24 protein-coding genes and 1 tRNA gene are annotated in these 26,154 nt (G+C 37.7%); 10 read left to right on the forward strand and 15 right to left on the reverse strand.

Going from position 1 to position 26,154, the window contains the following annotated elements; all coding sequences use genetic code 11:
* Positions 1–14: 14 nt before the first annotated feature.
* Positions 15–941: a hypothetical protein gene (locus R8G66_02835; protein MDW3191264.1), complete on the forward strand. Its 927-nt coding sequence runs from the start codon at positions 15–17 to the stop codon at positions 939–941.
* Here the strand turns inward: R8G66_02835 and R8G66_02840 are convergent.
* The gene (locus R8G66_02840; GenBank protein MDW3191265.1) at positions 938–4,198 is read right to left on the reverse strand and encodes an ankyrin repeat domain-containing protein; all 3,261 of its coding nucleotides are present in this window, start codon (positions 4,196–4,198) and stop codon (positions 938–940) included. The two genes, R8G66_02835 and R8G66_02840, sit on opposite strands and share 4 nt — an antisense overlap.
* Before the next feature lie 288 nt (positions 4,199–4,486).
* Between R8G66_02840 and R8G66_02845 the strand changes: the two genes are divergently transcribed.
* Together R8G66_02845 and R8G66_02850 are read left to right on the forward strand one after the other, a co-directional pair.
* Entirely contained in the window at positions 4,487–4,825 is a 339-nt protein-coding gene (locus R8G66_02845; protein MDW3191266.1) for a hypothetical protein, read from the forward strand.
* A 643-nt stretch (positions 4,826–5,468) separates the two neighbouring features.
* Entirely contained in the window at positions 5,469–6,503 is a 1,035-nt protein-coding gene (locus R8G66_02850) for a tyrosine-type recombinase/integrase (protein ID MDW3191267.1), read from the forward strand.
* Here R8G66_02850 and R8G66_02855 read toward each other — a convergent pair.
* Entirely contained in the window at positions 6,500–6,751 is a 252-nt protein-coding gene (locus tag R8G66_02855; GenBank protein MDW3191268.1) for a pyocin activator PrtN family protein, read from the reverse strand. The two genes, R8G66_02850 and R8G66_02855, sit on opposite strands and share 4 nt — an antisense overlap.
* 583 nt (positions 6,752–7,334) lie before the next feature.
* On the opposite strand from R8G66_02855, the gene R8G66_02860 reads away from it, so the two are divergent.
* Positions 7,335–7,664, forward strand: coding sequence for a helix-turn-helix transcriptional regulator (locus R8G66_02860; protein ID MDW3191269.1), 330 nt, complete (start codon positions 7,335–7,337; stop codon positions 7,662–7,664).
* A gap of 12 nt (positions 7,665–7,676) precedes the next feature.
* Here the strand turns inward: R8G66_02860 and R8G66_02865 are convergent, their stop codons facing one another.
* From R8G66_02865 to R8G66_02885, 5 genes are all read right to left on the reverse strand, one after another.
* Positions 7,677–8,114 carry a JAB domain-containing protein gene (locus R8G66_02865; protein ID MDW3191270.1) on the reverse strand — a complete coding sequence of 146 codons (438 nt, stop codon included), beginning with the start codon at positions 8,112–8,114 and terminating at the stop codon, positions 7,677–7,679.
* Positions 8,101–9,021, reverse strand: a complete 921-nt coding sequence (locus tag R8G66_02870; protein MDW3191271.1) for a zincin-like metallopeptidase domain-containing protein — start codon at positions 9,019–9,021, stop codon at positions 8,101–8,103. The genes R8G66_02865 and R8G66_02870 overlap by 14 nt, the downstream gene beginning before the upstream one ends.
* A gap of 71 nt (positions 9,022–9,092) precedes the next feature.
* Positions 9,093–9,506 (reverse strand): single-stranded DNA-binding protein, encoded by a 414-nt coding sequence (locus tag R8G66_02875; protein ID MDW3191272.1) that lies wholly within the window; start codon positions 9,504–9,506, stop codon positions 9,093–9,095.
* A 223-nt stretch (positions 9,507–9,729) separates the two neighbouring features.
* Positions 9,730–10,077, reverse strand: a complete 348-nt coding sequence (locus tag R8G66_02880; protein ID MDW3191273.1) for a hypothetical protein — start codon at positions 10,075–10,077, stop codon at positions 9,730–9,732.
* A gap of 324 nt (positions 10,078–10,401) precedes the next feature.
* On the reverse strand, positions 10,402–10,971 hold the full coding sequence (locus tag R8G66_02885; GenBank protein ID MDW3191274.1) for a site-specific integrase: 570 nt from the start codon (positions 10,969–10,971) through the stop codon (positions 10,402–10,404).
* Positions 10,972–11,315: 344 nt separating this feature from the next.
* On the opposite strand from R8G66_02885, the gene R8G66_02890 reads away from it, so the two are divergent.
* From R8G66_02890 to R8G66_02915, 6 genes are all read left to right on the forward strand, one after another.
* On the forward strand, positions 11,316–11,528 hold the full coding sequence (locus R8G66_02890) for a helix-turn-helix transcriptional regulator (protein ID MDW3191275.1): 213 nt from the start codon (positions 11,316–11,318) through the stop codon (positions 11,526–11,528).
* Positions 11,528–13,852 carry an ATP-binding protein gene (locus tag R8G66_02895; protein MDW3191276.1) on the forward strand — a complete coding sequence of 775 codons (2,325 nt, stop codon included), beginning with the start codon at positions 11,528–11,530 and terminating at the stop codon, positions 13,850–13,852. Before R8G66_02890 ends, R8G66_02895 begins: the two co-directional genes overlap by 1 nt.
* Positions 13,845–14,951 (forward strand): hypothetical protein, encoded by a 1,107-nt coding sequence (locus R8G66_02900; GenBank protein ID MDW3191277.1) that lies wholly within the window; start codon positions 13,845–13,847, stop codon positions 14,949–14,951. Before R8G66_02895 ends, R8G66_02900 begins: the two co-directional genes overlap by 8 nt.
* Positions 14,948–15,703, forward strand: a complete 756-nt coding sequence (locus tag R8G66_02905; GenBank protein ID MDW3191278.1) for a hypothetical protein — start codon at positions 14,948–14,950, stop codon at positions 15,701–15,703. Before R8G66_02900 ends, R8G66_02905 begins: the two co-directional genes overlap by 4 nt.
* Positions 15,700–17,625, forward strand: a complete 1,926-nt coding sequence (locus R8G66_02910) for an N-6 DNA methylase (GenBank protein ID MDW3191279.1) — start codon at positions 15,700–15,702, stop codon at positions 17,623–17,625. The genes R8G66_02905 and R8G66_02910 overlap by 4 nt, the downstream gene beginning before the upstream one ends.
* Positions 17,626–17,977: 352 nt before the next feature.
* Entirely contained in the window at positions 17,978–18,355 is a 378-nt protein-coding gene (locus R8G66_02915; GenBank protein MDW3191280.1) for a hypothetical protein, read from the forward strand.
* Positions 18,356–18,420: 65 nt separating this feature from the next.
* On the opposite strand, the gene R8G66_02920 is transcribed toward R8G66_02915, so the two are convergent.
* The 8 genes from R8G66_02920 to R8G66_02955 all read right to left on the reverse strand — a co-directional run bounded on the left by R8G66_02920 (position 18,421) and on the right by R8G66_02955 (position 25,927).
* Entirely contained in the window at positions 18,421–18,669 is a 249-nt protein-coding gene (locus R8G66_02920; protein MDW3191281.1) for a hypothetical protein, read from the reverse strand.
* Positions 18,670–18,700: 31 nt separating this feature from the next.
* A complete protein-coding gene (locus R8G66_02925) occupies positions 18,701–19,519 on the reverse strand; it encodes a hypothetical protein (GenBank protein ID MDW3191282.1) in 819 nt (272 codons plus the stop codon).
* Between the two features lie 456 nt (positions 19,520–19,975).
* Positions 19,976–20,857, reverse strand: coding sequence for a DUF4238 domain-containing protein (locus R8G66_02930; GenBank protein ID MDW3191283.1), 882 nt, complete (start codon positions 20,855–20,857; stop codon positions 19,976–19,978).
* 255 nt (positions 20,858–21,112) lie between these two features.
* A tRNA-Ile gene (locus R8G66_02935) sits at positions 21,113–21,186 on the reverse strand.
* A gap of 128 nt (positions 21,187–21,314) precedes the next feature.
* Positions 21,315–22,022, reverse strand: a complete 708-nt coding sequence (locus tag R8G66_02940; GenBank protein MDW3191284.1) for a sulfotransferase family protein — start codon at positions 22,020–22,022, stop codon at positions 21,315–21,317.
* A gap of 60 nt (positions 22,023–22,082) precedes the next feature.
* Entirely contained in the window at positions 22,083–23,366 is a 1,284-nt protein-coding gene (locus R8G66_02945) for an outer membrane protein transport protein (GenBank protein ID MDW3191285.1), read from the reverse strand.
* A gap of 172 nt (positions 23,367–23,538) precedes the next feature.
* Positions 23,539–25,542, reverse strand: a complete 2,004-nt coding sequence (locus R8G66_02950; GenBank protein ID MDW3191286.1) for a HAMP domain-containing sensor histidine kinase — start codon at positions 25,540–25,542, stop codon at positions 23,539–23,541.
* A complete protein-coding gene (locus R8G66_02955) occupies positions 25,535–25,927 on the reverse strand; it encodes a response regulator (protein ID MDW3191287.1) in 393 nt (130 codons plus the stop codon). The genes R8G66_02950 and R8G66_02955 overlap by 8 nt, the downstream gene beginning before the upstream one ends.
* Positions 25,928–26,154: the final 227 nt, after the last annotated feature.

Below are 26,154 nucleotides of genomic sequence, written 5' to 3' on the forward strand. Positions count from 1 at the left end.
TTTTGGAGTGTTTGGTGGAATATAAGAGTGATTTATCAAAAGAATTGAGAGAAATCTTCAAGGAAGAACAAGATGGGATCGCTAAATCTGAGCTAATCAAGATTGATTTTAGCCTGTTATGCAACAAAATCTATTCTTTCGAGGATACTGATGTACTTTTTCTAGGAGATTCGGATCATAACAATGGTGAATTAAAGAGTCTGCTTCATGATTCCAATTTGATGCAATCACTGAAAGGTCTAGGATTAGAAGTTATCATGATTGAACATCACAGTGATTATGTAGAAACACTCAAGATAGATTTAGAAGAAGTGTTTAATCGCTTTAGTCAAGCCGAGTTAGAGTATGTTCTTTCGAAAGATGGTTTGCGAACAAGTGAACGGCTATGGTTGTTGGCCAAGAAATGTTTTGATTTAGATATTAAACTTTTCGGTGTTGATCAACAAAAAGAAACAACAAAAACATCTTTCATGGAATCCATTAATGATCGCTCTATTGACGAAATTTTAGAACATTTTAAGCATCGACTAAGCTTGGATTCGTTGGTCAATGAGAAAGTTGTTAATCACTTTCTTGAACATGGAAAGGGTCTGTTAATTTACGGGGAAGGTCATGGTTATGACCCCGGTGACGGCTTACTGGATGATCCAAGAATAAATATGATAAAAGTTTCTGTTTATTCCGACTTAAATTCATACAAGAAACAAAAAGCAGAGTTTGATGTCATAAAGGAAACGTACTATCCAAATGGAGCTGAAAGCAATAATTATGATTTCCCTCACTTCAGTTATCTAGTTGATGAAGGATCAGTGTTAGCTGAATCAGATGAAAGTGCTTTGATGTTATCAAAAATCATAGATTCAGTCTCTTTGCAAGAGAATCAGAAAAAACGAACAGAGTCAATTCTGCATCATACTGATTCAACCTTTAAAAAGAACTAGTCAGTGGAAAGGAGCCTGATCAACGTTTGATCTTTGATTAATTCTGCCCATTTCAGAGGAGTCATTCCTTTCGAGTTTTGAATATTCTTATTTGCACCGCTCTCTATCAATAATTTCACAGCTTTTGAATTGCGTTTAAAAGCAGCGACCATTAAAGGTGTATTTCCATTTTTATCTGTAATATCAATATCGGCCCCATTTTCCAGCAATAAAGGAATTATCTCAATCCCATTTGGGAGCATATTTGCAAGTCCTAATGGAGTGCCATTTTCATCACTTTGAATATTTATGTCAGCCCCTTTGTTTATGAGCCATTTGATCGCATTTCCATCAATTAATAAGACAGCGAGATGCAAACTGGAATAACCAAAGTCTTTGTCAATCGCATTAAGTGATACTCCAGATTTTAAAAAAATCTCTGCGGCATCTAAATTCCCAGTTGCAAGAGCAACATCCAAATAATTCATGCCATTATCGATTTTGAATCCAACATCAAAACCCTCTTGGTTCGTTAACTTTTGAAGTAGTTGATTCATATTGTTGCTGATTGCTGTAATTATGAATCTTGGGAAGTCTTCTTCATTCAACCTCAACCCTTTATCTAAAAGGTAGATGGATGATTCCTCTGCTGAATTAGCAATATGGAAATAAAAAACACTTTCTCCCTTAAGTGAAAGTGCATCAATATTAGCGCCATGCTCTACCAAGAATCTGGTGACTTCAAAAGATTTACTTTTACTTTGGCCAGCTAACATCAAAGGAGTGACATCAAAATCTTGAACAACCTCAGAGTTAACTTCTTCGCCCGGTAGGGAAGGTTTTTTAACATCATAAATAACCTCACCAGTAGCATTTGGGTCCAAACCTAACGTAATTAGTCTGCTAACAATGTCAATATTTCCAGATGCTGATGCTAAGTGCAATAATGTTTGCCCCTCTGATGTTCTAAAATCCGTTCTCGATGAATTATTAATTAAAATTTGGAATACTGGATAAGAGCCATTTACGCAAGCTAACTGAATGGGTTTCCAGTCATCTCCAAAGTTGACATCGGCCCCTTCTGATATCGCTTTTTCAACAAGATCCGGGAGATTTAATTCACATGCTGTCACTAAACTCTCATTAATGCTTAAGGGATGCTTGTAAGCCTTGTCAAACTGATTTTGATGGTCTTTGAATGTCTGCACGACGTACATTTCCCCACCAAGTTCTTGAAATCTAATGATATCATTTTGAACTTTGTTTAAAATATTCTGGCTTTCAATAATTATATCTTTTGAAGGAAAGACTTCATTAATAAATTTATTTGCCAACAAAAGGCCATTGTAACAATTGAGTTTAAACCTTAGGTAACTTAATTCATGATATAAGTTAAAACTCTCTAGCACTTTGAGGTTTGTAAGAAGGACCTTTTTAGAAACCGTTGGTCGAGTAACTACATATTTCGTCCAAGATAAAGTCTCTAAGGCCAGATGAAGACGTCTAGCATTTTTATAGGATTGTTTTTCTAAGGCGATTGCATTTAAATCCGATATTATCTTTTCAAAAACTTCGTTCTCCTCTAGTTCCAGCATAATCTTATCAGTATTCTTCAAGATCGAAGACAGAAGGATAGCCCGATTGAGTCTGACATCTATGGATGTATTGTTTTGAATTGAATCGTATTGTGAGAGTGATTTTGAATAATAGAATGTAGCAGTTTTGAAGTCACCAGCATCCAAGCTTAGTATAGCTCCAATGGAATAGATTTTCGGATAAAGCAAGTCTACATATCTATCGTTCACCAGACTGGGGTTTTCTAAAAGTTGAATAACATTATTCCACTGAGTTAGTGCTTGATCATAGTTTTCATTTGTACCGGTCAATATTATTTGAGTAAGCATGAAATTGATTTTAGCCTCGATCCACTCAGGGTCATCAATAATTGCATTTTCTAGTAATTCATGAATTTCCAATATTATGCTCTTATAGCTAGCGTCTCCAGATTTAAGTTGTGTGATTTTAGACTGTGCGTTTAAGGCTTCTATTAGCGTTAAATTATACTCATCGGGAGCGCTATCATAGAGAAAGCGAGCTACTTCTACCGCGTAACTCACGAGGGAAACACTTTTATCACCCAAACCATTCTCATAACATAAAAGTGAGTACTCTGCATGAAGTCTTGCTGAATAGTTCAAGAGATCATAATCTTTACTTTCTCTGACAAGATTTTTTAATTGAGATGAAGCTTCTTCATACAAAATGAACGCAATATTTGGTTCATTTAGGTCATTAAAAGAAGAAGCCAACGCCATTGTGAAAAGTGCTATGTACTCTCTAACTGAGGCATCAACTTTAACCATATTGACCTTGAGTAATGAATTCAATGCTGTATTGATCGAAATGGATGCTGAGTCGATAGAAATGTTTGTTAGATAATGGTCTGTAATACTAGCATACTTTAAAAATGTCTTGATATCACTTTCTTCGGATAGAGACTCCAGTGTTTTCAACCCTGATTGTTTATCACCTGATAAATTTTGAGCAATACCTAAAGCCATTCTTAGCTTCCAATTTACAGGATCATAAGATAGAGCAACTTCATATTCGATTTTTGCTTTTATAAAGTCATGATCTAGCATATAACTGTCAGCCAGCACTGCATGGGCCAAGGAAATTTCTTTGTAATTGCGATTTTCACCAATCTTAGTACCACTATTTTTATCAATTTCCTTGTTTATATATTCAGCTAGCTCTTTATAATTCTTATTCAGGCGCAAAGCTTCAAGTTCCGCTTTAGTCTCTTGGTTCTCAATGTATTCATCAAACCTTCTGCTCGTTTCTACTACAATTGATTGATATTTTGATAAGCTGTCACGTACCTGTTTAATTCCTGAATGCAGTGATTTGATCTCATCATGCAAAGCATTGAGGTGGATTTCCTTGTCTTTTACAGTGAATTTAATAATCAGGGTAGGATCACCTACTAAATCAATTTTTGTTTGATTTGAGGCTTGGCCTACAAGTGTTTGATTTTGTTTCAACCCGAACTCTATATAGATGGATTTGAATCTGTAGAGCTCCGGGAAATCAAAGTGAAAATATCCATTTTCATCTGTTTCGGTAGTTTTTGCTAACCCTTTAACAAATACTCCAGCCTGAGGTCTTAATTCTTGATCGTGAAGTTGTCCTTTAAAAATAACTTGAGCTGAAGAACTATTACACAGACACAATATGAACGCTAGGATAGAAAGTCGTAAATACTTGTTTCGAAACATAATATCGCAATATGTGAAAAGTCTAATTAACTCCGTAGCGTCGGATCTTTAAATTGCCGAGTGTCAGCACTTCTTAAGGGGAGTTAATGTTTGAGTCCGTTTCGATACCAATGCCTATTCTATTTGCCTTTATTAGCATTAGAATGGAATTTGGAAGTTTCATGAAAACAAATCAAAAAAACGAAACCGGTTGTTTGTGAGTAATCTCATCAAGTTTTTCCTAGCTTTAAAGTAGAGTTATGTGAACGAAATACGATTTATGAACTCTTTGAATTAATAAAAACGAATATGACACTAGAAACGATAAGGGAAAAAGTTGCTGAGCAGCTTCAATATCACTCGTCTTGGCTTGACAAACTCAATGAAACAGAGCCAGGTAATTACGGAGTAAATGATAGTGAAGTGGAACTCAGTTCAGATGATGTTTTTGTTAATATTCCACAACGAACTTTTGAGTTTAAAAATGCACAATTCAATTTCGATGTAGAACTAGTATCCTCAAAAGATGGCTATTCTCACAAAAGCTCGAAAGTTGCAAATGGTAGAGGAACATTTGTTTTTATTGAGCAAAATGGTATTAAAATTGAAGACGTTGAAATTGATGTCGATCTAGACTTAATGGCATAATATGTAATTAAAATTATGATGTTATGGCATTAGTCAAATTCAATTATAATACTCATATATTCTGACCCTGAATTCAATTTCACAACTATCTCAGATAAAAGAAATTCCTGTCCATTGTAAAATTAGAGCGATGCAATCTGAGTTGAAGAGTTATATAGAATCGACCATCGAATAAGCAACTTTATTCAGCCATTTCAGTTTGGTTTCAAGCTTATGACCCCGACCATATTTGGGTTCACTCATTTTAGCCCCATGAGATCATCGATAATCTCCTCAATTACTCAGCCAACTCCATTTTAGACTGGACAACTTTTAGGGAAGCCGACATACCACTAAATGTCCTTCCTTTCTAGATCAATTTGCCAACATATTGCCATCAAGAATTTAAGAATTGTTTTATTTCAACAGCTTATTGTTAATACTTGTCCAATCCATCATAGGTGCAATGCTGATTTGTGAAAGCGGCTTTTTTTCTTGTTTCACTTTGATTTTCAAGGGTTTCATAGGGTTATAGCCTTCTGCTTTTTTTAGTTGTTTTTACTCATTTTAGGTTATTTCATTGATTTTTTGCCAACAATATGCCAACATTTCCTTGGGCGAAACTCATCGGAATAGGAAATTGAGCATGGCTAACTATAACATAATGGCACGTAAGGGAAAGTTTCTGTGTCAGGTACGTTGGACATCAAATGATAGTGATAAGCGGAGATCAAAAAATAAGACCTTTAAAAATAAATCTGCTGCAAAGGCATGGGGAAAACTGAAAGTTAAAGAGCTTGAAGTCAAAATTTCAAAGGGTGAAGAAACCCTAAGCCTTGATAACTCTATCAAGACACTTGGAGACTTAATTGAAGCTTATCTAGATGATTCATATGTACAAGCAGGTAGATCAAAACGGATGTCTCTTAAAGCTGTAACAAAATGTGATATTGCTAATAAGGATGTTCAAAAACTGCATCCCAAACATTTTGTAGACTACGCAAAAGAGCGAAAAGCCGCGGGTGCGAGTCCTGCAACTGTTGCAGCTGATATAAGCCACATTAGAGCTGTATTAAAAACAGCACGTGCATTATTTGATGTTAATGCCAATGAAAACCCTATCGTTCAAGCCCTTCCCACACTTCACACTTTGAAACTTATTGGTAAGTCAAATATTAGAACACGCAGACCAACAGAGGAAGAGGTTGATAAGTTGCTAATAGCCCTTAAGGAAAAAGAGAAAAATAGAAGCACAGTTATTCCATATTCTGACTTGTTCGAATTTTCAATTCTTTCATGTATGCGTGTAGGTGAAATATGTGAAATATTATGGGAAGACCTAAATGAAGATGAAGAATGGGTTTGGGTAAGAGACAGAAAAGATCCACGGAAGAAAGATGGCAATCACATGAAGGTTCCGCTCTTAGGCGGAGCGTTTGAAATTGTAATGAGTCAACCTAGAGACAAGCCTAGAATATTTCCATTCAATTCACGATCAGTTACAACCGGATATCGGAATACAAGGAACAAGCTTAGAATAGAAGATTTGAGGTATCATGATTTAAGACGAGAAGGTGCTAGCAGGTTATTTGAGCAAGGTTACCCGATAGAAAAGGTTGCACAGGTTACAGGTCATAAGGACTTGAATACTCTATGGCAGATTTACACAAACCTATATCCAGATAAGAAGAGATTCTAAGTGCCCACCCATTGATCTTTAGCCTCTTCGTGCTGGCGTTCAATATAACTAGCCAGGTCTTGTGTGTGAACCATCCATGGGGCTTTTTGAGATGGAGACAGCCGAAAGGCAGGAATGGGTAATGTACCAGCTTTGGCTTTATTTTTTGCGGTGCCTTCACTACATCCAAAATACTCTGTACATACTTTTTTCAATGGGATCGTTGGAGATTGAAATTTCATCAAAAGCATCATTTCTGTCTTGTTCATTTCTAGCCTTTCAATTCTATATAGGACTTTAGTCCTAATTGAGAATTGTGTCAAGATTTGTTCTCTATTTGTTTGGCCAAGTGAGGTTCACTTTGCGCTTTTGACACGGGCATCAATTCAGGGGATTTGATCTCCCCTGACGTGATGTCTGATAGAAAAAAGGCGATTTTAAAACTCTCTCTTATTAGGATTAATTCGATGGATCAAATGACCCTTTATTGCACCGAAGCAACACCTGATGTCCATTGATACACGAAGCCTTATACATGTGTTTTATCATAGACACTGTACCAATAAAGTTGTACGCTTGTAGGTATGGTGATATGCCTGATTACAAAGCCTACTAGGAGATATCTATCAAATAGAATTCTATTTTGATGAGAAAGGTAAAAGTCAACCGAGAGACTACCTGAAGAATAGGTACGCGAGTGACGTTAAGAAACTTGCTCACCTTTTTCAATTGATGGGCGATGTTGGGACGATTAGGAACATAGAGGAGTTCAGAAATGAGGGTGATAAAATTCATGCCTTCAAGCCAAAGGGCGCTTAAAAACAAGCGCTCGTTGCAAGAAAGGAACATACTATGAAGACAAAGGATAAAAAGAGATTCGGATCGGCTTTCGATAAGTTATTGAAAGATCCAGAATTCAAGAAAGATTATAACAAGGAATTCCAAGAGTTGGCTTTATCTGAACTGCTCCATGCCTTCATGGAAAATGATGGTAAGAGTGTAAGGAAACTTGCTGAACTAGCTGATATATCGCCCACGACTATTCAGAATATCAAATCCGGGAAAAGTGATGATATGAAGCTGAGTAACTTTTTGAATATCATTAAAGCGTGTGGCTTTGAAATGAGGATCGTAAAAGAAGGAACGTCCAAAGGAGAATCGCATTTGGGTACGGCTGGATAGTTCGTCTATCCTCTATAAGTCGTAAATGATTGAGTGAAACCCATCTCTAGTGATTACAAGATGATCTTCGACTTCAATTTTCATGATTTTACCTGCTGCCACAAAATTCCTTGTTAGAGATATATCTCTATGACTTGGTTTAAGATTCCCGGATGGGTGATTATGAGCTAGAATAAGGCTATTGGCTCGGCGTTTTAGTGCCATAGCAAAGACTATTCTGAGATCAACCACAGTTCCATTAAATCCACCCTTGGAGATAGAAGCTAAGGACATCACTCTTAGCTGACGATCTAAGAACATTGCCTTACATTCTTCAAGTAGATCAATTTGGTCAAAATCCCAAGATTGCAAAAAGACTTTATACGCATCTTGAGCACCCGTGATCTTTGGTCGATCACTGGCCTTAAGTTTGTTGCGGTAGGTCAGTTTTACTTCTTCAATTAAGCTCATTTGACACCTCACATTGCAAGTCATCTAGATATTGTGATGCTCGAGCTGCATGCGCTGAAGCTTTGAATATGAAAGTCTTGTCATCTTTTAGAGCTGATAGCCAACTCTTGATGTAAAGCGCATGATCTTTTGGTTGGCTTTGTTTGATGTTGAGCCGGGCACAAAGAAAGGCACACCCCAGCTCGGCAATGAGTTCTTCAAAAGCATAATCCTTCTTTTCTACCTTTCCCGTTATTCCAGCACGGTTAAGTCGTTTGCTAGACCCTGTCCAATGTGTTAATTCATGAAGCAGGGTGGCATAATAATTTTCAGTGGCTGTAGCGTTTTTGGTATCAATGAACAGCTTGGATTCTGGCATATTGATATAATCACCAATTGGTGAGTAAAAGGCTTCTTGAGATTCACTTCGAATATCAGCGCCGCTATTCTGGCAGAATTCATCTATAAGCTTATCTCGCTCTACTTGATCGATTTCTGGTATTGTTGGCCCTTGTTCTTCAAATCCTTCGACTTGGGAAGCATTAAAAACAACATACTGTCGAAGCATTGGAATCTTAATTTCTTGGCTTTCACCTTCACTATGACTGGAGTCTTCTTTGATTAATGTTTTATAAAAGATGATACGCGAGCCTTTTTCACCTTTTTTCACATGTGCTCCAATCTGTTGCCATTGCTTAAAGCTGGCCCATTTATTTGATGGCAAGCTTTTGGATTTCTGGTTAAACCACAGAGCAAGAATATTAACCCCTTGATAAGATTTTTTTGTAATAGGGTTTTCAGGAATTCCAAGTGCGGCAAGATTAGCAAAAGGTGGCTCGTAGTCCTTTAGATCAACTTGATCTAAAAGGTTGATGATATTGTTTGTGATGTCTTGTTGAATATCTGTTTTGGCCTTTTCATGAGGCATTGGTATTACTCCTTAATTGAGAAAAGTCGGGAGGAAGTACAAACCTCCTCCCGTAAGTTTAAGGGTGAGATTTATGACGGTTGCACTGAGCCTGTTTGTTCTGGTATCTCAGTTTGCGAGTTGTCTTTTTTCGCTACTTTATAGGCGAAAGTTGTGACTGCATTTTGCTTGTAGCCTTCAGGGGTATCGAAGCTTTTAGAGTTGTCTTCACCTTTGATATAGACCCATTCTCCTTTTTTAAGGCTCTGAGCCTCTTCAAAGGCATCGGTGAGATTACTTGAAACAAGCACATTGAAGTAATTGGTCACCGCTTTGATCTCCTGGTTTTGATCAAGATATTGTTTGTTCGAAGCAATTCTAAATTTGATGAATCTACCCTCGGCAATTGTTTCAGCATCTTTTACGAGTCGTCCAGATTTCATAGAAATATTAGTATCGCTATAGAGCGCGTCTTGTGTTTGGTTTTGTGGTGATTGGTCTGACATGTTTTTCTCCTTTATGTCTGTTTAATCCCTTTGGTAAAAGGGGTTATGGGGTTGGCCATAACCCTTGCCACGTGGTCGAACGGGGGGTGAGCAAATGGCAAGGCCGAAAAAACAACAAGGGGGATCACCCGCTTTGCACAACTGAAGTGAAAACGTAAGGCGGAAAAGTGGGGAAGTGTTTTTTTGCTGTTAAGACTGCCTTGCCATGCGCGAGGGGGAACGCCTAAAGGACGCTCTTGGCTTTAGCTACCCGTTCTGCTCTTGATATGTCCATAGCTTTGGCTGCCATAGAAATCATATCAGCCATTGTTGGCATCCTACCATCTAGAATGAATGATAGAAGAGCATCTGAATAATATTCCAATGCATTTCTCCAGTCGATAAAATGTTCACCTGAAAGCTCTTCTAAACTATCAAAGACACGACCGGCATCGGCACTGACATCACAGATCATATCTTCCATCGACATATCCTTTGATGATGGAATTTCATTGTCATTCGCATGATTCAATGAATATAGTCTCCCTGCGATACGGGCAACGATCTCGCCATAATAAAGTGTATTACTCATCCTTTTTCCTTCCACACATGAGTTAATTAACAAATTGAGACATAAGAATATATTCCTAAATCTCAGACACAATCAAGGGTTGTAACAGCACTGAATTATCGAGTCAAGTAAAAAGATTCACCTTTTGTTCTTTTAATCTGGTAAAAGAAAAATAGATCTGGCTCAGAAGATACTGCTACCATTCCATTATTGGATTGGAATATTTGGAACTGGCTATTTGGCAATTTGTAATTTAAAAAATTTGATGCCCGAGTAATGGTTCTGATTTTTCCCGGAGATAAATAAATCAATGTGAAGAAGGCTGAAGTCCCATCGATTCAAGTTTCACCAAATTAGCTTTGCTATTTCGCGTTCTTCTTTCCCGATAATGTTTAAGTATATTTCGGTGGTTTCTAATTTGGCATGACCTAGCCATTTTTTGACAAGGGTTAAAGGGACTATTGAAACTGCATGAACAGCAAAACCATGACGTAATCCTTTAGCACTACTACATACTCCTTGTATATCGGCTTCTTTCATGGTTCTCTTGATTTGCCTTGAGGCTGTGCGGAGGGAAAATGGCCATAAACACGATCCCGAACTGAGTTGTTTTTGTTCAATGTATGTCATCAAATCATTCAAAAGAAAATCGGGTAAAGGGATTTCGCGGTAAACCCCTTTCTGACGTTTTTTAAGGCTTTCAATAATTACTGCCTGGTTAGAGAAATCAATGCTGCGAACCATAAGGTTATGGATTTCAGCGATGCGTGCACCAGTATAACACAGTAGTTGACAAAAGAGCTTAGTTTCCATTTGTTGTTTTTGAGTGACTTCCAGAAACCTAAGCCTTTCTGTTTGATTCAGATATTTGCGCTGTCCATTCTGACTATGTAAGGATGTTGAGTTCTTGTGCATTAGACCTTCTTTCGAAATATAACTGTCCGAGTATTAGGTATTCTCGGACAAAAAATCAAGAAAAAATGACGTAACTGAATTGTTGAGAAAGCATTACTTGGCTTTCCAGGCTTTGTAGACAATTGACAAACGTCACCCATGAAAATAGAGCATGAATAAACCAATGGGATGCTCTAGTAGAACTCGAAGTCTCAAGGTCTTATCAATACATTAAAAGCCAAAGAAATAGGTGAATTTCAGATTTCGAGGAGATCTGACTTTAATATCAAGAGTTTCAAATTAAATATTTAGATTCTCTGGATAATGCTATCGGGTTTCATACTTTTATCTTTTGCGGAACTGCAATGATTATATTAGGAGAACTATTAATTAAAAAGTCTGTGAATAAGGCAGAGGTTAGTCGTAGAACAGGGATCAACCCATCGCGACTTAGTGAATTATCACTTCAAGCTTCTACTAAGCTTAGGGCTGATGAACTCTATTTGATTGCCTTGGCTATTGATTTAGGGCCAAGTGAAATTCTCACTGAAATCTGTGGTCATTTAAAATTAGCCTAATGACAGATATTCAGGCCCAAATAGAGGAACTAAAAGGAAAGCTTAATGAGGAGCTTCAGAAGGATAATTCTGACAATAGCATCGTTTTATCGCTTTCTCATGAAATTGCAAAATTGGACAGTGAAAATGTCAGGTTTTCAGTAGATGCAGGCATTATAAATAGGCTTGGTCTTGAGCTTGTTGGGAGACATGAAACAGCAGTATCAGAACTTGTCAAAAATGCCTATGATGCTGATGCTCTTGAAGTAAAGTTGATTTTTGAAAATGCCTGGGAAGTTGGAGGAACGTTAACCATTGAAGATGATGGTGTCGGCATGACAAGAGAACAACTTATTAATGGTTTTATGAGACTTTCATCAGCTGATAAAATACATAATCCAATTTCTGCAAAGTATGCAAGGTATAGAGCTGGGAAAAAAGGTATTGGGAGATTCTCAACACAGAGGTTAGGAACGAAACTGACTGTGATTTCTCAGACATCAGATTCGGATAATGCAATCCGCATCACAATTGCATGGAATGAATTTGAAAGTGACAAAGACCTACTTTTAATTTCGAACCAAATTGAAGCCATACCAAAATCGAAAGATGAAGGCACTACTCTATTAATTGAAGGGTTGAGAGATGCTTGGACGGATGCCATGATCAAGAGGGCTTATCGTTATACTTCCGACTTACTTCAACCCTTTCCTTTGTCTGAAAATCGCAAAAAATCTGAGTCAGAGAGAGTTGATCCTGGGTTTAAAAGTAAATATTTCCGAAAGTATGAGGGAGATCATCTAGAACCTATCATTGATGATAATGAAGCGTTCTTTCAGCATGCACTTGCAGAAATTGAGGGATTTGTTCTAGACGATGGACAAGGGTGCTGGAGTTTAAAGAGCGATAAATTGAACTTCCCAGAGGACGTCTTTTTTATTGGTAAAGAAAGAAATAATGACAGATCAAAATTTTCTTACATCCGAGATGTTCATTTCAAGTGCTACTATTTCATTTATGAACAAAATCTTCTTTCTAAACAGACACTAAGCTTTATTAGGTCAGTGGCAAATGATTCAGGTGGTATCCGTTTGTACAGAAATGGATTCAGAGTTCTCCCTTATGGCGAAAAAGGAAATGACTGGATTGGTTTAGATGAGTCTGCAAGAAGAAGAAGTATTACCGCGACACACCAAAATATTAGCTTTTTTGGATTTGCCGAAATCACTGATCAAAGTGGTGAATTTTTTCAAGAAACATCTAGTAGAGAAGGACTAATTGAATCTGAAGCTTTTACTGAACTGTCAGATTTTATTTATAGATCAATTATAAGCGCAGTTTTAAAGGTGGCTGAGCTTAGAAAAAGAAAAGGGACTGCCGGCCAAAAAGACTGGGAAAAAAGAGAAAAGAAACCTGCTGAACAGGAGGTTGATGAAGCAATATTTGAATTAGAAACATTAATTGAGAATGAAGACCCTGACAGTGACGATAAGGGCTCAACAAGCTCATCTGATTCAAAAAGCCAATTCAAAGAAAAAATTCACAAGCTAAAGGCGGGTAGAGAAAAGGAAAAAGAGGAAAAGAAAGAATTGATTGAGGAAATCAATATGCTTCGTATCCTGGCGGGATTAGGTTTGGTGATAGGCGAGTTCGTTCATGAAATTGATCGATTCTTACCAGCATTTGATACAGATATTAGATTTTTGAAAAGAGCTGTTTCTGATTTATCGGAAGCACTAGCTAGAACAGAAAGGCTTGACGAAAATCTAAAAAGCTTTTCCACTTATACGGCATATTTTTATGAAGCCATTTCAAGAAATGTATTACGAGATTTAGACCCTATAGAATTAAGAGATGTCGTATATGATTTTGAAGAGGTTATTCAGGAGGATATTAAAGCCTCCAATTACATTTTTCACAAGCCAATATTTGAGGATTACGATTTATGGACAGTCCCGATGCACAAATCTGAGTGGGCATCAATTCTTTTCAACTTCTACATAAATTCTAAAAAAGCAATAAAGCGAGCCGAAAGCAAAGGTGAAATCCAAATAAAATGTGGACGTGAGGAAGGATACGTGTTTCTCGAATTTTCCGATGACGGTGACGGAATACCAATAGAAAATAGAGATAAAGTATTCAATGCTTTTTTCACGACAACCTCAGCAGCAAGTAGAAACGAACCAGAAGGCGAGTCTCTCAGAGGAATTGGATTAGGTTTAAAAATTGTCAAGGATATAGCTGAGAGCTATGGAGGTGATATTTTGGTAACAAATCCAGAAGAAGGATTCAGTACAACAATGAGAATTGAGATACCTCAAAAAAAGGAATTATTAGATGAATAAGGCAAGCTATATATACATAGATGACTTTGCGGACAAAAGTGTAATGGCCATAAAAGATGGTCTTAAGGATACGGAAATAATAAACGTTGACTTCTTTCAGGTTTCTGAATTCAAAAACATGATTTCCGAATTTGAAGGTCAGTTGAAAAAATATGACGGAATTATACTTGACTTGAGATTGGATGGTAACTCTGAAATTGACGTAAAGTTTACCGCTTCAGGTCTTGCTCAGGAGTTACGGAACCGAAGTGCTGCACATGAAGGGATTAAAGATGTACCAATCATTTTATGTTCAACAGATAAAAAAATACGCGAATATTATAATAGAGATCATACAAGTCACGATCTTTTCGATTACCGCTTTGTCAAAGATGTAAGTCCGAATTGGGAGAAAATCGCTTTGAAACTTCAATCCATTGCTAATGGGTATGAGGAATTAAAAGAAGTAAAAGGAAATTTGAATAAAATTCTTGGGAGAGATATAAAGCCAGTGGACTCTCGTATAATGGGAAAATTCATTGATACCGAATCTGTGTTTCCTATTCACGAATATTCTCAACACTTTTTGAAAGAAGTTATTAGAAAATCTGGTCCACTAATACCAGAAAAACTCTTTGCGGCTCGATTAGGCATTGACATTGCGAAATCTAGTGATTGGTCAAACCTTCTTAGGAAATTCTTTTTAGATGCAAAATATAATGGCATTTTTTCTGATTCATGGGAAAGATGGTGGATGGATTTGATTCAAGAAAAATTCAAATCTCTCACAGGAAAAAGGTTGGCCTCTTTAAATGCTGAACAAAGAGTAAAATTAATCAAGGACGCGACCAACTTAAACGAAATAGTTACTGCAAAACCCATTGAGAAAGCTGTAAGTACAAATTACTGGACTCTTTGTGAATTTTTTAAGAAACCTCTTGATCCATTAGAAGGGTTTAAAATTCACTACACAAAGGAACCTAAGCCGTGGCAAGATCAAATGTATTTGTCATTTGAAGCTGCTTCCGAAAGACGAGGAATTAAAGAAGGCCTAAAGGTTAATTCTGAGGAAGTGGAAAGACTTGAATTAGCAAAACAAGCGTATCGTCACAACAAATGAATGTTCCTAGCAACATAATGAAAATTAGGCTTGAAAGAGCAAATGAATTAACAAGGTATGCTCAATTGATCGAGAAGTTTGATATTGCAGATACTTTTCCACTGCATCAAGCTGCAAAGAAGCTTAAAGATAAAGCAAAGGCATTCCATAAGCCCAAGACGACTGATTACTCCTGTTGGGGATACTCAATTGAAGACCTGATACTCTATTTACCAGTTACCGGCCGCCATATATATCCCAATACAATTTCATCTCTGGAAATATCAATTGATACGAGTATTTTGTGTGACCATCAAATTTGGGGATCCTACAATGACCCCTTCATTCAGATGAATTTTCGAACTAGAATTCGTGGGATTGATTCGTCTGGCACGTATTCTTTTGGTTTTCACATTGATAAGCATGATAATAGTGTAGATACTGATGAGATACATCCAATTTATCACATCCAGTATTTACCAAGAACCGAATCTTCTATTGCAACGGGTCAAGTCCTCTCAATGGATACACCCAGAATGATGCATTTACCGGTAGATATAATACTTGGTACAGACATTGTTTTGGCGAATTTCGCACCCGAAGTATGGAACAAAATGAGGAATGAAAATGAGTATCATTCCATTTTCAAACTATACCAAGAAAGCTTTTGGCGTCCATATATTCATACGTTTGCGTCAAATTGGATGTTCGATCCTAGTGATCTTTCCTGGAATGGCAAACATGATATTTGTCCAAACCTTTCTGGCAGATGAAAAGAGAATTCTTTTCATATCTCAAGTCATATTCCGTCGATCCGAAAAAGGTTGACAGGATAATCGTCTCGAATTTCCTTTATTCAAATAATGTCGAAAGGTGTAATAATAAACTCATCGATAAACTCAGAATAAAGAAAGATGATTTGGATTATGAGGAATTTGAAAAGATTACCAAATCGCATTCTATAGTCAGCATCGAAGACTTAATTGAAGCTTTTGAATTTGTTGTTTCGCCAGAAGAAAAGATCGTTACAGGTGCTGTTTATACTCCGAGCTATATCAGAGAATATATTGTTAATCAAACAATTCACGGAGATAGTGTAATCGCCTCCTCATTTCGAGTGTGTGATCCTGCATGTGGATGTTCCGGGTTTCTATATACTGTTGCCAAACGAATTAAGCAGATCAGTGGGAGAAGTTATTATTCAATTTTTAAAGAAAATCTATTTGGCTTAGATATAAAGAACTTCTCAGTTCAACGATCCGAACTCCTACTCACGCTAGCTGCCATTATTGATGGCGAAGATGAAGAATCCTTCGCTTTTAACATTCATCTCGGAAACGCACTGAGTTTCAAATGGAATAATCACATTGATGAATTCACCGGATTCGATTCCATAGTTGGAAATCCACCATATGTTTGCTCCAGGAATATTGATGAAGAATCAAAAGATTTAGTTCTCAATTGGTCAGTAAGTAAATCTGGACATCCTGATTTGTATATACCATTTTTTGAACTTGGAATCGCTATTTTGAAACCTAGCGCTACACTTGGGTATATTACTATGAACACCTTTTTCAAAAGTGTAAATGGTCGTGCATTAAGGGAGTACTTTCAGAATCAAAAACTAAATATGGACATATTGGATTTTGGATCATTTCAAGTCTTTGAATCAAAATCAACATACACTTGCATATGTCTCATCAATAATTCTCATTCTGACGTCTTAAACTATGTGAAGCTATCAAACATTGATCATTTACTATCTGATGGAATGTTCTTTGATTCAATAAATTACGAGAGTCTTGATACTGAAAAAGGCTGGAATTTACAGGAGAGAGATATTTTGAATAAAATAGAATCCGTAGGGACTCCTCTAGGTAAGAAATTTACTTCCAGAAATGGAATTGCGACACTCAAAAATGATGTCTACATCTTCGAACCAGTTGAGGAGAACGGCCATTTATTTAATATGCAAAATGGCAAACATTATCCAATTGAGCGAGAAGCTTGTGTTGATGTAATTAATCCAAACAAGCTTACCAAGCTAGATTCAATAGATAGCCTTCGAAAGAAAATAATTTTCCCATACGAATTTGAAAAAGGGCAACCAACTATCATCCCTGAGGAAAAATTTAGAACGAAATTTCCAAATACTTATAACTATTTACTTTCAAAAAAAGAGCTACTTGCAAAACGAGACAAGGGAAAAGGTCGAGATTATGAATTCTGGTATGCATATGGAAGAAATCAATCTTTAGAAAGATACCCGTTCAAACTTTTCTTTCCTCATATTTCACCTTCAATACCGAACTATGTAATAAACGACGAGTCATCCTTACTTTTCGTCAATGGACTAGCCATAGTTGGAGAAAATAAACGCGAATTAGAATACTTAAGCAAAATCATGTCTTCTCGACTGTTTTGGTTTTACATAGTAAATTCCAGTAAACCATATGGTTCGGGCTATTACTCACTAAGTAGTAATTACATCAAAAATTTTGGAATATTTGACTTTTCAGACGAGCAAATCGAACAGCTAATTGAACTAAGAGGTAAGAAAGAAATCGATGACTATTTAGAACAACTGTATGGAGTTACTCTGAATCTGCCTGAACGGAATTTAAAGTCTCAGTCAATCACAATATCTGATCTGAATGACAGTACTCAAATAAGGCCAGTCAAAGAGTGTATCTGAGTATTAAGTGGCGAAAAAAAGCTATTTGCTTTTGTTCAATATTGCCACTTCAGGAATACATATTTAATCCCTATTTCACAAAAATTCAATCGAGTACAAGCAAACATGATTATAGCTCGGTGTGATGCATAATTGTTCTCGTGTCATTACTGCCTTTAAGGAAATTCTATTTTCGACACTAAGTAATCTTTCATTAAACGGTAAATGAACTTGCTTCTTAAATGGCTATTTAGGAATGACTATGCCATATGAGCCAGTAAAAGTTCATTTTGGCATACTATACCTAATTTTCGGACACAATAGGACGAAAACAGCAGTTTTCCTTTAGTCCATTTCAAAAACCGAAAATCACATGCGATACCTATTTGCTCTCATATTGAGTGTTTTATTCTCATTGTACCCAGGATGCGCACAAAAACATGAAAAAGAAGAAACCATTTTCAGACAAGCCGGAAATTATTCTTCCAAACATGAAATAGTAACTATAGCAGTTTTGAGAGGCACTCATCAGCGAGAATTATATGACAAAATCATAGGGATATTAAGTGATAAACTGGATTCAATGAATGTGCCACATAAGTTTTTTCAAGAGTATCATAGCAAGCCGGGAACAGGTTTCGACTACTTCATAAACAATGATATGAATGGGTCCTTTGATGCTTACGAGTTTCTAGCCTTGCTTCCAAGGATACAAAGACGATTTAAACAGGAGTATTCTGATAAAGACTAATAAGTCTTAAGTCTATTTTGTTTAAGGCTGTTAGTACAAATTCGTGCTTTAGATTCAATCAAGAACTAGATATATGGCTGTAAAAAGATTGCAGCAACGAGTGCTACAATCATCGTAATCATCAAACCTACCATCCACCGGACAGTATTATCTAGCTTATCATTGGCCAATGCCTGCTGTTGAGACAAATATTGTGTTTGTTCATGAAAGGCTTTTTCAATTCGTCTTTCTGTGTCCATTAATTGCTCCATTACCCAAGGCTCTGCCGCAACATTGACAGACATTTTTGGATTTATATTGTTATCACTATTCATGTATTAACAATATCATCAATCAATACAATTTTCAATTAAGTCCAGGGAAACCGCTAACATTTACCTTGGTTTCTACATGCTGTTCGACTTTAGTCGAATAGATACTATCATCAGCCAATTTTTTTGCTTCCTGATCCTGGGTTTCTGTTGCACTGGCATGAAGTGTTTTAGTTCCTGTTTCTCTACCAAGCTGATGAATTGCTGCGACTTTTTGATCGTTATTTAATTCAGAATTATTGTTGATGACCTCAAGTTCAGTCTTGGCATTTAAGACACGTTGCTCTCTTTGACGTTTTTGGCTATGTATGTTTTCCAATCCTGCAAATTGCCTATCTAATACCTCGTTGCCCTCAAGCGTTTCCTTGCGCACTTGCTCAAGTAACAGTAATAATTCTGCATCTGAGGAATTTTCTGAAATTCCTGTTTCAAAGTGATCCTCCATAATCCTGTGAGCTTCAGGCCTGTCTAATTTTCCACCATCCTCAAACCCAAGAAGAACATTATCAATATCGTTGAGCCTTTCAATATTCAAATCCCACTGATCCCGGTTCGCCTGCATTTTTGTTTCTAATTCCTGGATTTGAATGCTTAATTCGGTAAGCTCTTTATCAAAACGCTCTATCAGGCGGTTGTAGGCTTCATTGACCAAATCGTTAACCACACGCATAAACTCATCTTTTAAACGTTGTTTGTGTTTGGCTTTTTCACTGGTAGGATGCGTTTCTGATTGATCATTATAACGAACTGGGCCGCCGACATCAGGCAGCTCGCCACGTATCCCATGATTATATAGATGCTTCTCTTTTTCTAGTGCTTTTTGATGTACGTCTTCGACGGCTGTATCTGTCATTTCCCACCTTCATATACCTCACCATTTTACCCTGGTAGGAGTTAATTTTTTGATAAGAAGAGGTAAAAAATTCTGTGGTTTTTCAAATCTGATAAATAATTGAATAGCTGAAAGACTCTCTTTGAAATACCTATAGGACATCCATATCCCTAAATTCAAATTCACAGGGCTGCATTTGATTCCGATAAGCCGCTAAGGAGCTAAGCACAAAGAACAAGGCCCAAAAGAAACGGAATAAACAAGCGAAAGGAAAAGCGGGGGCTTTATGCCGTCCCTTTGGGCTATGTTCGGTGCGGGCTATCTTTGGCTTTCGGAAGGAGAAATGAAGCCTTAATCCAAGAGTCGATTATTAGGAACACTGTTACCAAGTGGGATCGAGCGTTAGGGATAGAGCCAGCTACCATGTAGCGGTGATAGCCCGACCCGCAGGGTAACGCCCAAAACACGCATTTTGCATTAAATTGAGAATAGAGTTTGTTTATACTTTTCTAATAAGTTTCTTTCCTTTAAATCTTTCCAAGTCTTGACATTACTTTCCAAGTTTTCTCTATCAAAAGAGACCGTATAACGAACCGATTGATCTATAGCCAAGGCATTATATAGGCGGACTATTTTGGGCGAAAGTTTCAGGTAACTTCTATTATATCCCGAATAGACAAAGACCATTTGAGATGAAACGGGGAAGATGTACTTCAGCTCATCCAACTCTTTAAACTGTTCCGCACGCCTTTCATAAACAGTTGGATTGTCGGTAAGGATGAATATCGGATCATCACAGGTGAAAACTTTGTAATGAGGTTCCTTTTCTAGGTTTTTACTCGCTTGCGAAAGGGTAAGTTTAGAAAAGGCAGTCTTTTGATGTTTGCCAAGTGCTTTCAACAGACCGGAATCCTCAATACCTTCATTGATTACATCACTTAACCTTTTAGCGGCTGGATCTTGTGCTGGAATCCTCCAGAAGAGATTCATAACAAATAAATGGAGCCCATAGAGAGGACCATTAGGGATTTCTTCATTCCCTTCGGTATATGACTTCAATTCCCGAAAGAACTTGCTGTAATACGTGTCGAGTTTATTGTAGGTATAATCTTCAATTACAGAAGAGGTACCTGTATCAAATACCATCGTATTACGATGTTTTTCAAAGAAAATGCTCTTAGGAGGAACAGGTTTATTCCTGATTTTCCCTTGCCCACCATCTTCAAGTTTGTCGTAAACAAATACTTTGTTATCTGCATTCGTAAAGCCTTCGATAAGAAACTTAGGGATGTAATGATGACGCCACGAAGCATCAGTCTGCGCGTTCTTCGAACGTTTATTTACTTTTCCCAAACTCATCTATTGACTTTATAAACATAAATTGGGATGCGACCCCAAACTCGTCAAAAACGAGTATAAATTTAATGTTTGAAGTAGGTTATTAACTAGGTTTTTGATTTCTAATACATGCTTATCATCTCAAGAAAAATCTTGACAGATTTAGGCATTTATTCCTATAGTGTAAGGATGCTTAGAAATAAAAAATGCACGCCGAAAACACGCCGAAGGCAAAAAGAAAAGGAGCTACAAAATCGTAACTCCTTGATTATGAAGTGGGCCCACCAGGGCTCGAACCTGGGACTTACTGATTATGAGTCAGTTACTCTAACCAACTGAGTTATAGGCCCTGAAAACTTGCTTGTTTTCAATAGGAGCGCAATGTTAGTGCTTAATGTGAATATTTCCTAGTTGATTGAATGCATTAATAATTGCTATCAAAAAGCAAACACTTCTCTACGCAGAAATTTAATAGCAATCACACATAAGCCAGCAACTTTTCATAATATGAAAGCGATTCTTCATAAAGTCCATGAAATTGCGCAGGCAGGTTACGCTCCTTGACCTGTTGTTTAGCAAATCCCGTAGACCCGTGCACATTATTGTACCAGTATTTCGCCCAGACGCCATCTTCTTCTAATTGATGAGGCTCCCATTTAAGCATGGTTGGCTGAAATTCTATTTCGAGCTTCGAACATAATTTCCTCAACTGTCCTTCCGGATCACCCAATGTTTGATTTGATTCAATCACAACAGGAGCATGCGCTCCATACTTCACCACATGCTCCAATAGTTCAAACTCTTCTTTGAGTCCAATATCTGGTAATGTCGGTTCTTCAATGATCTTGATGTAGGAGGTAATAATGTGCTTTGGGTCTCTGATCAGAAACATGTTTTTCATGCCATTGAGATAGCTCCAATCCAAACCCACATGATGATGTGCCATGTTCTTAATGAATACGACCTCATGTTTTTCATGTAATTCATGAATTTGTTCTACTATTATCCTGGGATCACCCTCCATTTTGGCAATGATCTCTTCCCGACCAGGGTGATCCATGCCGGTTTCCAGTAGGTAATAGGCATAGAATGGTTCATCGACGACTTTGACCTGGGAATGTTGTGCAAAAGAGTACATCAGAGCGGTCGAAATATTCCGTGGACCTGATATCACATTGATTATCATGCTGCGAAGAAACGTAAACCGAACTTCCTGACAAAACCAGATGGAATTATGATCCAATATCTAAAGAAACATAGTGAGATCTATTGATAACACTTGAGTTGCCAGTGATGACCTGACCAAAGAAGGTATGGACTGACCACCTTCTGGCGAAGGAGTAATAATCGGCCCTTCAACGGTTCCTTTAAATCCGTGATGGTATCCAATGCTAATTTCTAAAAAGTCGTTCACGGTATAGGTCGAGCCCAAACTAGCTGCATGCTGTACCAATGCAGGAGCCGCAGTACTAAAAAAGGAAAGCTCTTCGTCAACTGGATTGGTATTATAAGAATACCCGCCCCGAATGATAAAAGGTTCGGAAAGGAAGTATTCTACCCCAAATCCAAGAAAGTAGGCGTCATCCCATCCAAAACCTTTTACTGCCAGATCCGATCCAAACCCCCTACCACCTAATCCTGGTGTTGAAGAGAAATTGATCATTCTGGCTTCCACCGCAAGCACTAAGTCCTTCAATCCTTTGTAAGCTCCTCCGACAGATATGATCATCGGATAATCAAGTGGGGTCCTTGCCAGGTTGCCCAATCCATCTCGAGTACTATACTCAAAATCCTCAAAGTATTGACGGCTTTTGTAAGTCAACCCAAGACTCAAGTCTTCATTATTGTCATAGAACAATCCAGCATGGAATCCATAGCCCATTGACGTGGTTTTATCGTCGGATGGATAAACTACCTGACCATTTACAATCATTGGCACTGCAGTACTGATTGGGGCCAGCTCCAGTGAAGCCCAATTAAATGTGGGAGTAAAACCAATGGAAAGCTTATCGTTGATCTCGTATGCGGTGGTCAGTGAAATTTGAAAGAGCCGATATTGTGATTTTACATCGCCGAACAAAAGAGAAACAGGACTGGATTCGGAAGATTGATAGTCCACGCCAAAACCTCCAATCCCGGCTGCAGTCAAACCGAAACTCCAGCGGGAATCAGGATTGTAGATATACGAAAGGGTCGGAAGGAAAGTCGGCTTGGAATCATCCTCCAAATTTCCAGCGAGGATTGAGCCCAATGGAAGTCGCGAATCCAGGAGTGACAGATCTAATTCAGCATAATTTCTTGGACTTAATGTGATTAATGAAGTACTAATTTCTAACGAAGAAGGTAATTTGGAAATCGCTGCGGGACTCCAGGTAAGTGCTGTACTTGGATTCGTAGCATATCCTGTCCCTACTCCAGCCATGCCAAAGCTCCTGGCTCCTGATCCATTTAGCACGTGACCGGTTTGACCGTAGGTCGGCTGAGTAAAAAGATAAAAGATGATGAAAAATGACAGATAATTTAACTTCATTTTGGTATATAGATTTTCGATCGTTACAGTTGGTTGGATAAAGTTTTCTCGTCGTTTTGCTAACCGCTCATTTTTGATTTGCAGATAAAATAGAAGGCCTTGCAACCACAATGGTCCTTAGCTTTAGTCTTGCCAGAAGTCCCACCATTCCAGCTATTGAACTCATCTTGCCTCAATTATGACTAAGGTTGTATTGCGATCCAGTAAATTCAACATCGGGCTGCTTGTAACTGTGGATAGGAATACTAAAAGTGAAGGTAGAGCCTGATCCCACCTCGGACGAAATGAGAAATTCGCCTTTGTTCTTTTTAACAAAATCAACGCAAAGTTGAACACCTAACCCCGTGCCCATTTCCTTATCTGTTCCAGGCTTTGTGAAGTGAGTATTTGGGTCAAGAAGACTCTCTACCTCCTCCTCGCTCATCCCTACGCCCTGATCAATAATTGAAACAAATAAATAACCTTCTTTTCCTTCGAATTCAATAGAGATCGCACCACCAGGGTTACTAAATTTTATGGCATTAGCGAGCAGGTTTCTGATTACGAATTCAATCGTGCTCATATCAGCGTAAACTTTTGAATACGTATTTTCTTTCACCTGAATTTTCAGGTTTTTCCTTTTTAAATCCTCTCCGAATAGATCCACGCATCTTCTTGATACTTCTTTCAAGTCAAAGCATTCGATTCTCAGGGTCAGAATACCCATTTGAGATCTCGCCCAACTCAACAAATTATCGATGAGTAGTTCGACATTCTTTAGAGAGGTCTCAAGCCTGCCCAGAATTCCTTTCATTTTCTCATGATCCAGATCTATTGAATCGTCATTCAGGATCCGAATGAAACCTGTAACCGTTCCGATGGGCGACCTGAGGTCATGGGAAATGATTGAAAATAGCTTGTCTTTGATAAGAGAAGACTGTTTCTGCTTTTCTTCGGACCTCTTTAATTGATTATTCAAAAGTTTAAGTTCATTGTTTTGACTGGACAGTTTCTTGTTGTTGGACTCCAACTCCCTTCTGAGGGCATTTTCTTTCAAAAAGTATTGATATCTAAATCTTGATAACCAGATACCTGCAAATGCGATGGAAAAAAGCAAGAAAGCGCCATCTTCTACAAATAGCCCGAGAGATAATCGTCCTGAATTGAAAGCAAAAAACACATAAGAAACCAGCGCAATGGTGCCAAGTGCCAGCGAATGGCCCCAATGCCAAAGTAGAAAAAAGGACGAAATGATAAATACCGCTGAGTAGTTGATATTGTACATCAACACATGATCGACCGGTACCATAGAAGAAACATATGAAAGGAAGATCACAAGCGGTACCAGGCATAAATAAGCAAGCGCATTCCCAGAAAGTTTACCTGTAAAATTCGAATAGAGTGCTACGATAAAATACAAGATCAATCCAATTCGGATTGAAAATAATTGTCTCCATTCATTATTATCAAAGAAGAAAGCATCAGGAAATATGGGAACCAGTATGATGGTTATCCAGATCATCCTGCGATGAAGCCTCAATGATTCCCGGGAAAGGGATAGGATATCGAAAGAGGTGATTTCTAAAGGAAATCTGGCATCCGCCTGACTTTGTTTAGCAGAATCCACAGGGACATCCTTCCTAAATTTCACATCCATGAGGATGATCCCCGAACAGTAAGACATAAAAGTAACCGCAAACACCAAAACCAGCGTTTCGTGCCAATCCAGCGGATACCATTTCAACAAGTTTATTAGTTCCGCATCACATATGAATAAGACGATAAATTCAAAAAATACCAGGGCAATCCATAAAGCACTGTTCCGGTTTACCTCGTAATCAGAAAAGATCAACGAAAAAAATGGAGAACACATCAACCAATACAGAGCTGGGGATGATATACCTCCGCTAAAGATCACTTCTACCAAAAACATGATATTGGCATACATGGCCAATAGATTGACTGACCCCAGCAACGAATGTCTGCGTTTTAGATGAAAAGCAACATGAACGGTTCCAAGTGCTCCAAAAAATCCCATAGCACTTGCTATTTTGAAGTCAATCAGAAAAAAAGAAAGACTCGTTACCAAAAGGAAAAGAAGAGACAGCACCAGTGTATGGATGAGCACCTTCCTTTTATGCCAGTCTTCAAACTCAGGGCTAAAGGATTGACCAAAAAATTGATAGACTTTATTCATATTCAATCTGATTGACAATCATCCTTTGCACGATCTCTTTCGTTAGCGGCTTCGTAAAAACATCAACAACATACTTTCTTCTTTTCATTAATTCATCTTCCAATAAGCACGACGACAGAATGAATATTGATGGAATTTTTTTCAATGAGGGAGCGACTAATTCAAATTGATCCAAAAATTCTTTCCCGCCCATAACTGGCATATTAATGTCCAACAGTACGATATCTGGCATTTCCAATCCATCGGTTGATCGTTCTTCAAAAGTTCGGATGGCCTCCAGTCCATTGTAAAATGATTCCGCCTCAAAACCGTGTACCAACTGCTTGAAATGTAGCCGGTAGAGCGAATGGATTAAATCATCGTCATCAATAATGTATAGTTTCATTTTCGGTAGCGTTAGTCAGGTTATATTTCTGTTCTCACAAGCGTAGATCAACACCTTTTCTCCCACTTGCTGGATCATTTTACTGGCCTCTGTCTACATCCATTTACGAGGTAATTGCCTGTCTCAGATTGTTGTCGCTCAAAAAAGAAATAGCTGATTTATCCGTTGACGATCAAAAAATTAGCTGCTAAAATCCTATTTAAAAGACGGATTACGTTTTGTAAGAT

The sequence above is a fragment of the Cytophagales bacterium genome, from assembly GCA_033344775.1.
Classification (GTDB): Bacteria; Bacteroidota; Bacteroidia; order Cytophagales; family Cyclobacteriaceae; genus JAWPMT01.

Bases quoted from the DNA above. Each gene is read 5' to 3' on its own strand.
- R8G66_02900 (MDW3191277.1), top strand. From the start codon at position 13,845: ATGAATAAGGCAAGCTATATATACATAGATGACTTTGCGGACAAAAGT.
- R8G66_02865 (MDW3191270.1), bottom strand. From the start codon at position 8,114: ATGAGCTTAATTGAAGAAGTAAAACTGACCTACCGCAACAAACTTAAG.
- R8G66_02890 (MDW3191275.1), top strand. From the start codon at position 11,316: ATGATTATATTAGGAGAACTATTAATTAAAAAGTCTGTGAATAAGGCA.
- R8G66_02845 (MDW3191266.1), top strand. From the start codon at position 4,487: ATGACACTAGAAACGATAAGGGAAAAAGTTGCTGAGCAGCTTCAATAT.
- R8G66_02880 (MDW3191273.1), bottom strand. From the start codon at position 10,077: ATGAGTAATACACTTTATTATGGCGAGATCGTTGCCCGTATCGCAGGG.
- R8G66_02930 (MDW3191283.1), bottom strand. From the start codon at position 20,857: ATGAGTTTGGGAAAAGTAAATAAACGTTCGAAGAACGCGCAGACTGAT.
- R8G66_02855 (MDW3191268.1), bottom strand. From the start codon at position 6,751: ATGAACAAGACAGAAATGATGCTTTTGATGAAATTTCAATCTCCAACG.
- R8G66_02945 (MDW3191285.1), bottom strand. From the start codon at position 23,366: ATGAAGTTAAATTATCTGTCATTTTTCATCATCTTTTATCTTTTTACT.
- R8G66_02840 (MDW3191265.1), bottom strand. From the start codon at position 4,198: ATGTTTCGAAACAAGTATTTACGACTTTCTATCCTAGCGTTCATATTG.
- R8G66_02875 (MDW3191272.1), bottom strand. From the start codon at position 9,506: ATGTCAGACCAATCACCACAAAACCAAACACAAGACGCGCTCTATAGC.
- R8G66_02955 (MDW3191287.1), bottom strand. From the start codon at position 25,927: ATGAAACTATACATTATTGATGACGATGATTTAATCCATTCGCTCTAC.
- R8G66_02910 (MDW3191279.1), top strand. From the start codon at position 15,700: ATGAAAAGAGAATTCTTTTCATATCTCAAGTCATATTCCGTCGATCCG.
- R8G66_02925 (MDW3191282.1), bottom strand. From the start codon at position 19,519: ATGACAGATACAGCCGTCGAAGACGTACATCAAAAAGCACTAGAAAAA.
- R8G66_02940 (MDW3191284.1), bottom strand. From the start codon at position 22,022: ATGATAATCAATGTGATATCAGGTCCACGGAATATTTCGACCGCTCTG.
- R8G66_02915 (MDW3191280.1), top strand. From the start codon at position 17,978: ATGCGATACCTATTTGCTCTCATATTGAGTGTTTTATTCTCATTGTAC.
- R8G66_02920 (MDW3191281.1), bottom strand. From the start codon at position 18,669: ATGAATAGTGATAACAATATAAATCCAAAAATGTCTGTCAATGTTGCG.
- R8G66_02905 (MDW3191278.1), top strand. From the start codon at position 14,948: ATGAATGTTCCTAGCAACATAATGAAAATTAGGCTTGAAAGAGCAAAT.
- R8G66_02870 (MDW3191271.1), bottom strand. From the start codon at position 9,021: ATGCCTCATGAAAAGGCCAAAACAGATATTCAACAAGACATCACAAAC.
- R8G66_02860 (MDW3191269.1), top strand. From the start codon at position 7,335: ATGAAGACAAAGGATAAAAAGAGATTCGGATCGGCTTTCGATAAGTTA.
- R8G66_02850 (MDW3191267.1), top strand. From the start codon at position 5,469: ATGGCACGTAAGGGAAAGTTTCTGTGTCAGGTACGTTGGACATCAAAT.
- R8G66_02895 (MDW3191276.1), top strand. From the start codon at position 11,528: ATGACAGATATTCAGGCCCAAATAGAGGAACTAAAAGGAAAGCTTAAT.
- R8G66_02885 (MDW3191274.1), bottom strand. From the start codon at position 10,971: ATGCACAAGAACTCAACATCCTTACATAGTCAGAATGGACAGCGCAAA.
- R8G66_02950 (MDW3191286.1), bottom strand. From the start codon at position 25,542: ATGAATAAAGTCTATCAATTTTTTGGTCAATCCTTTAGCCCTGAGTTT.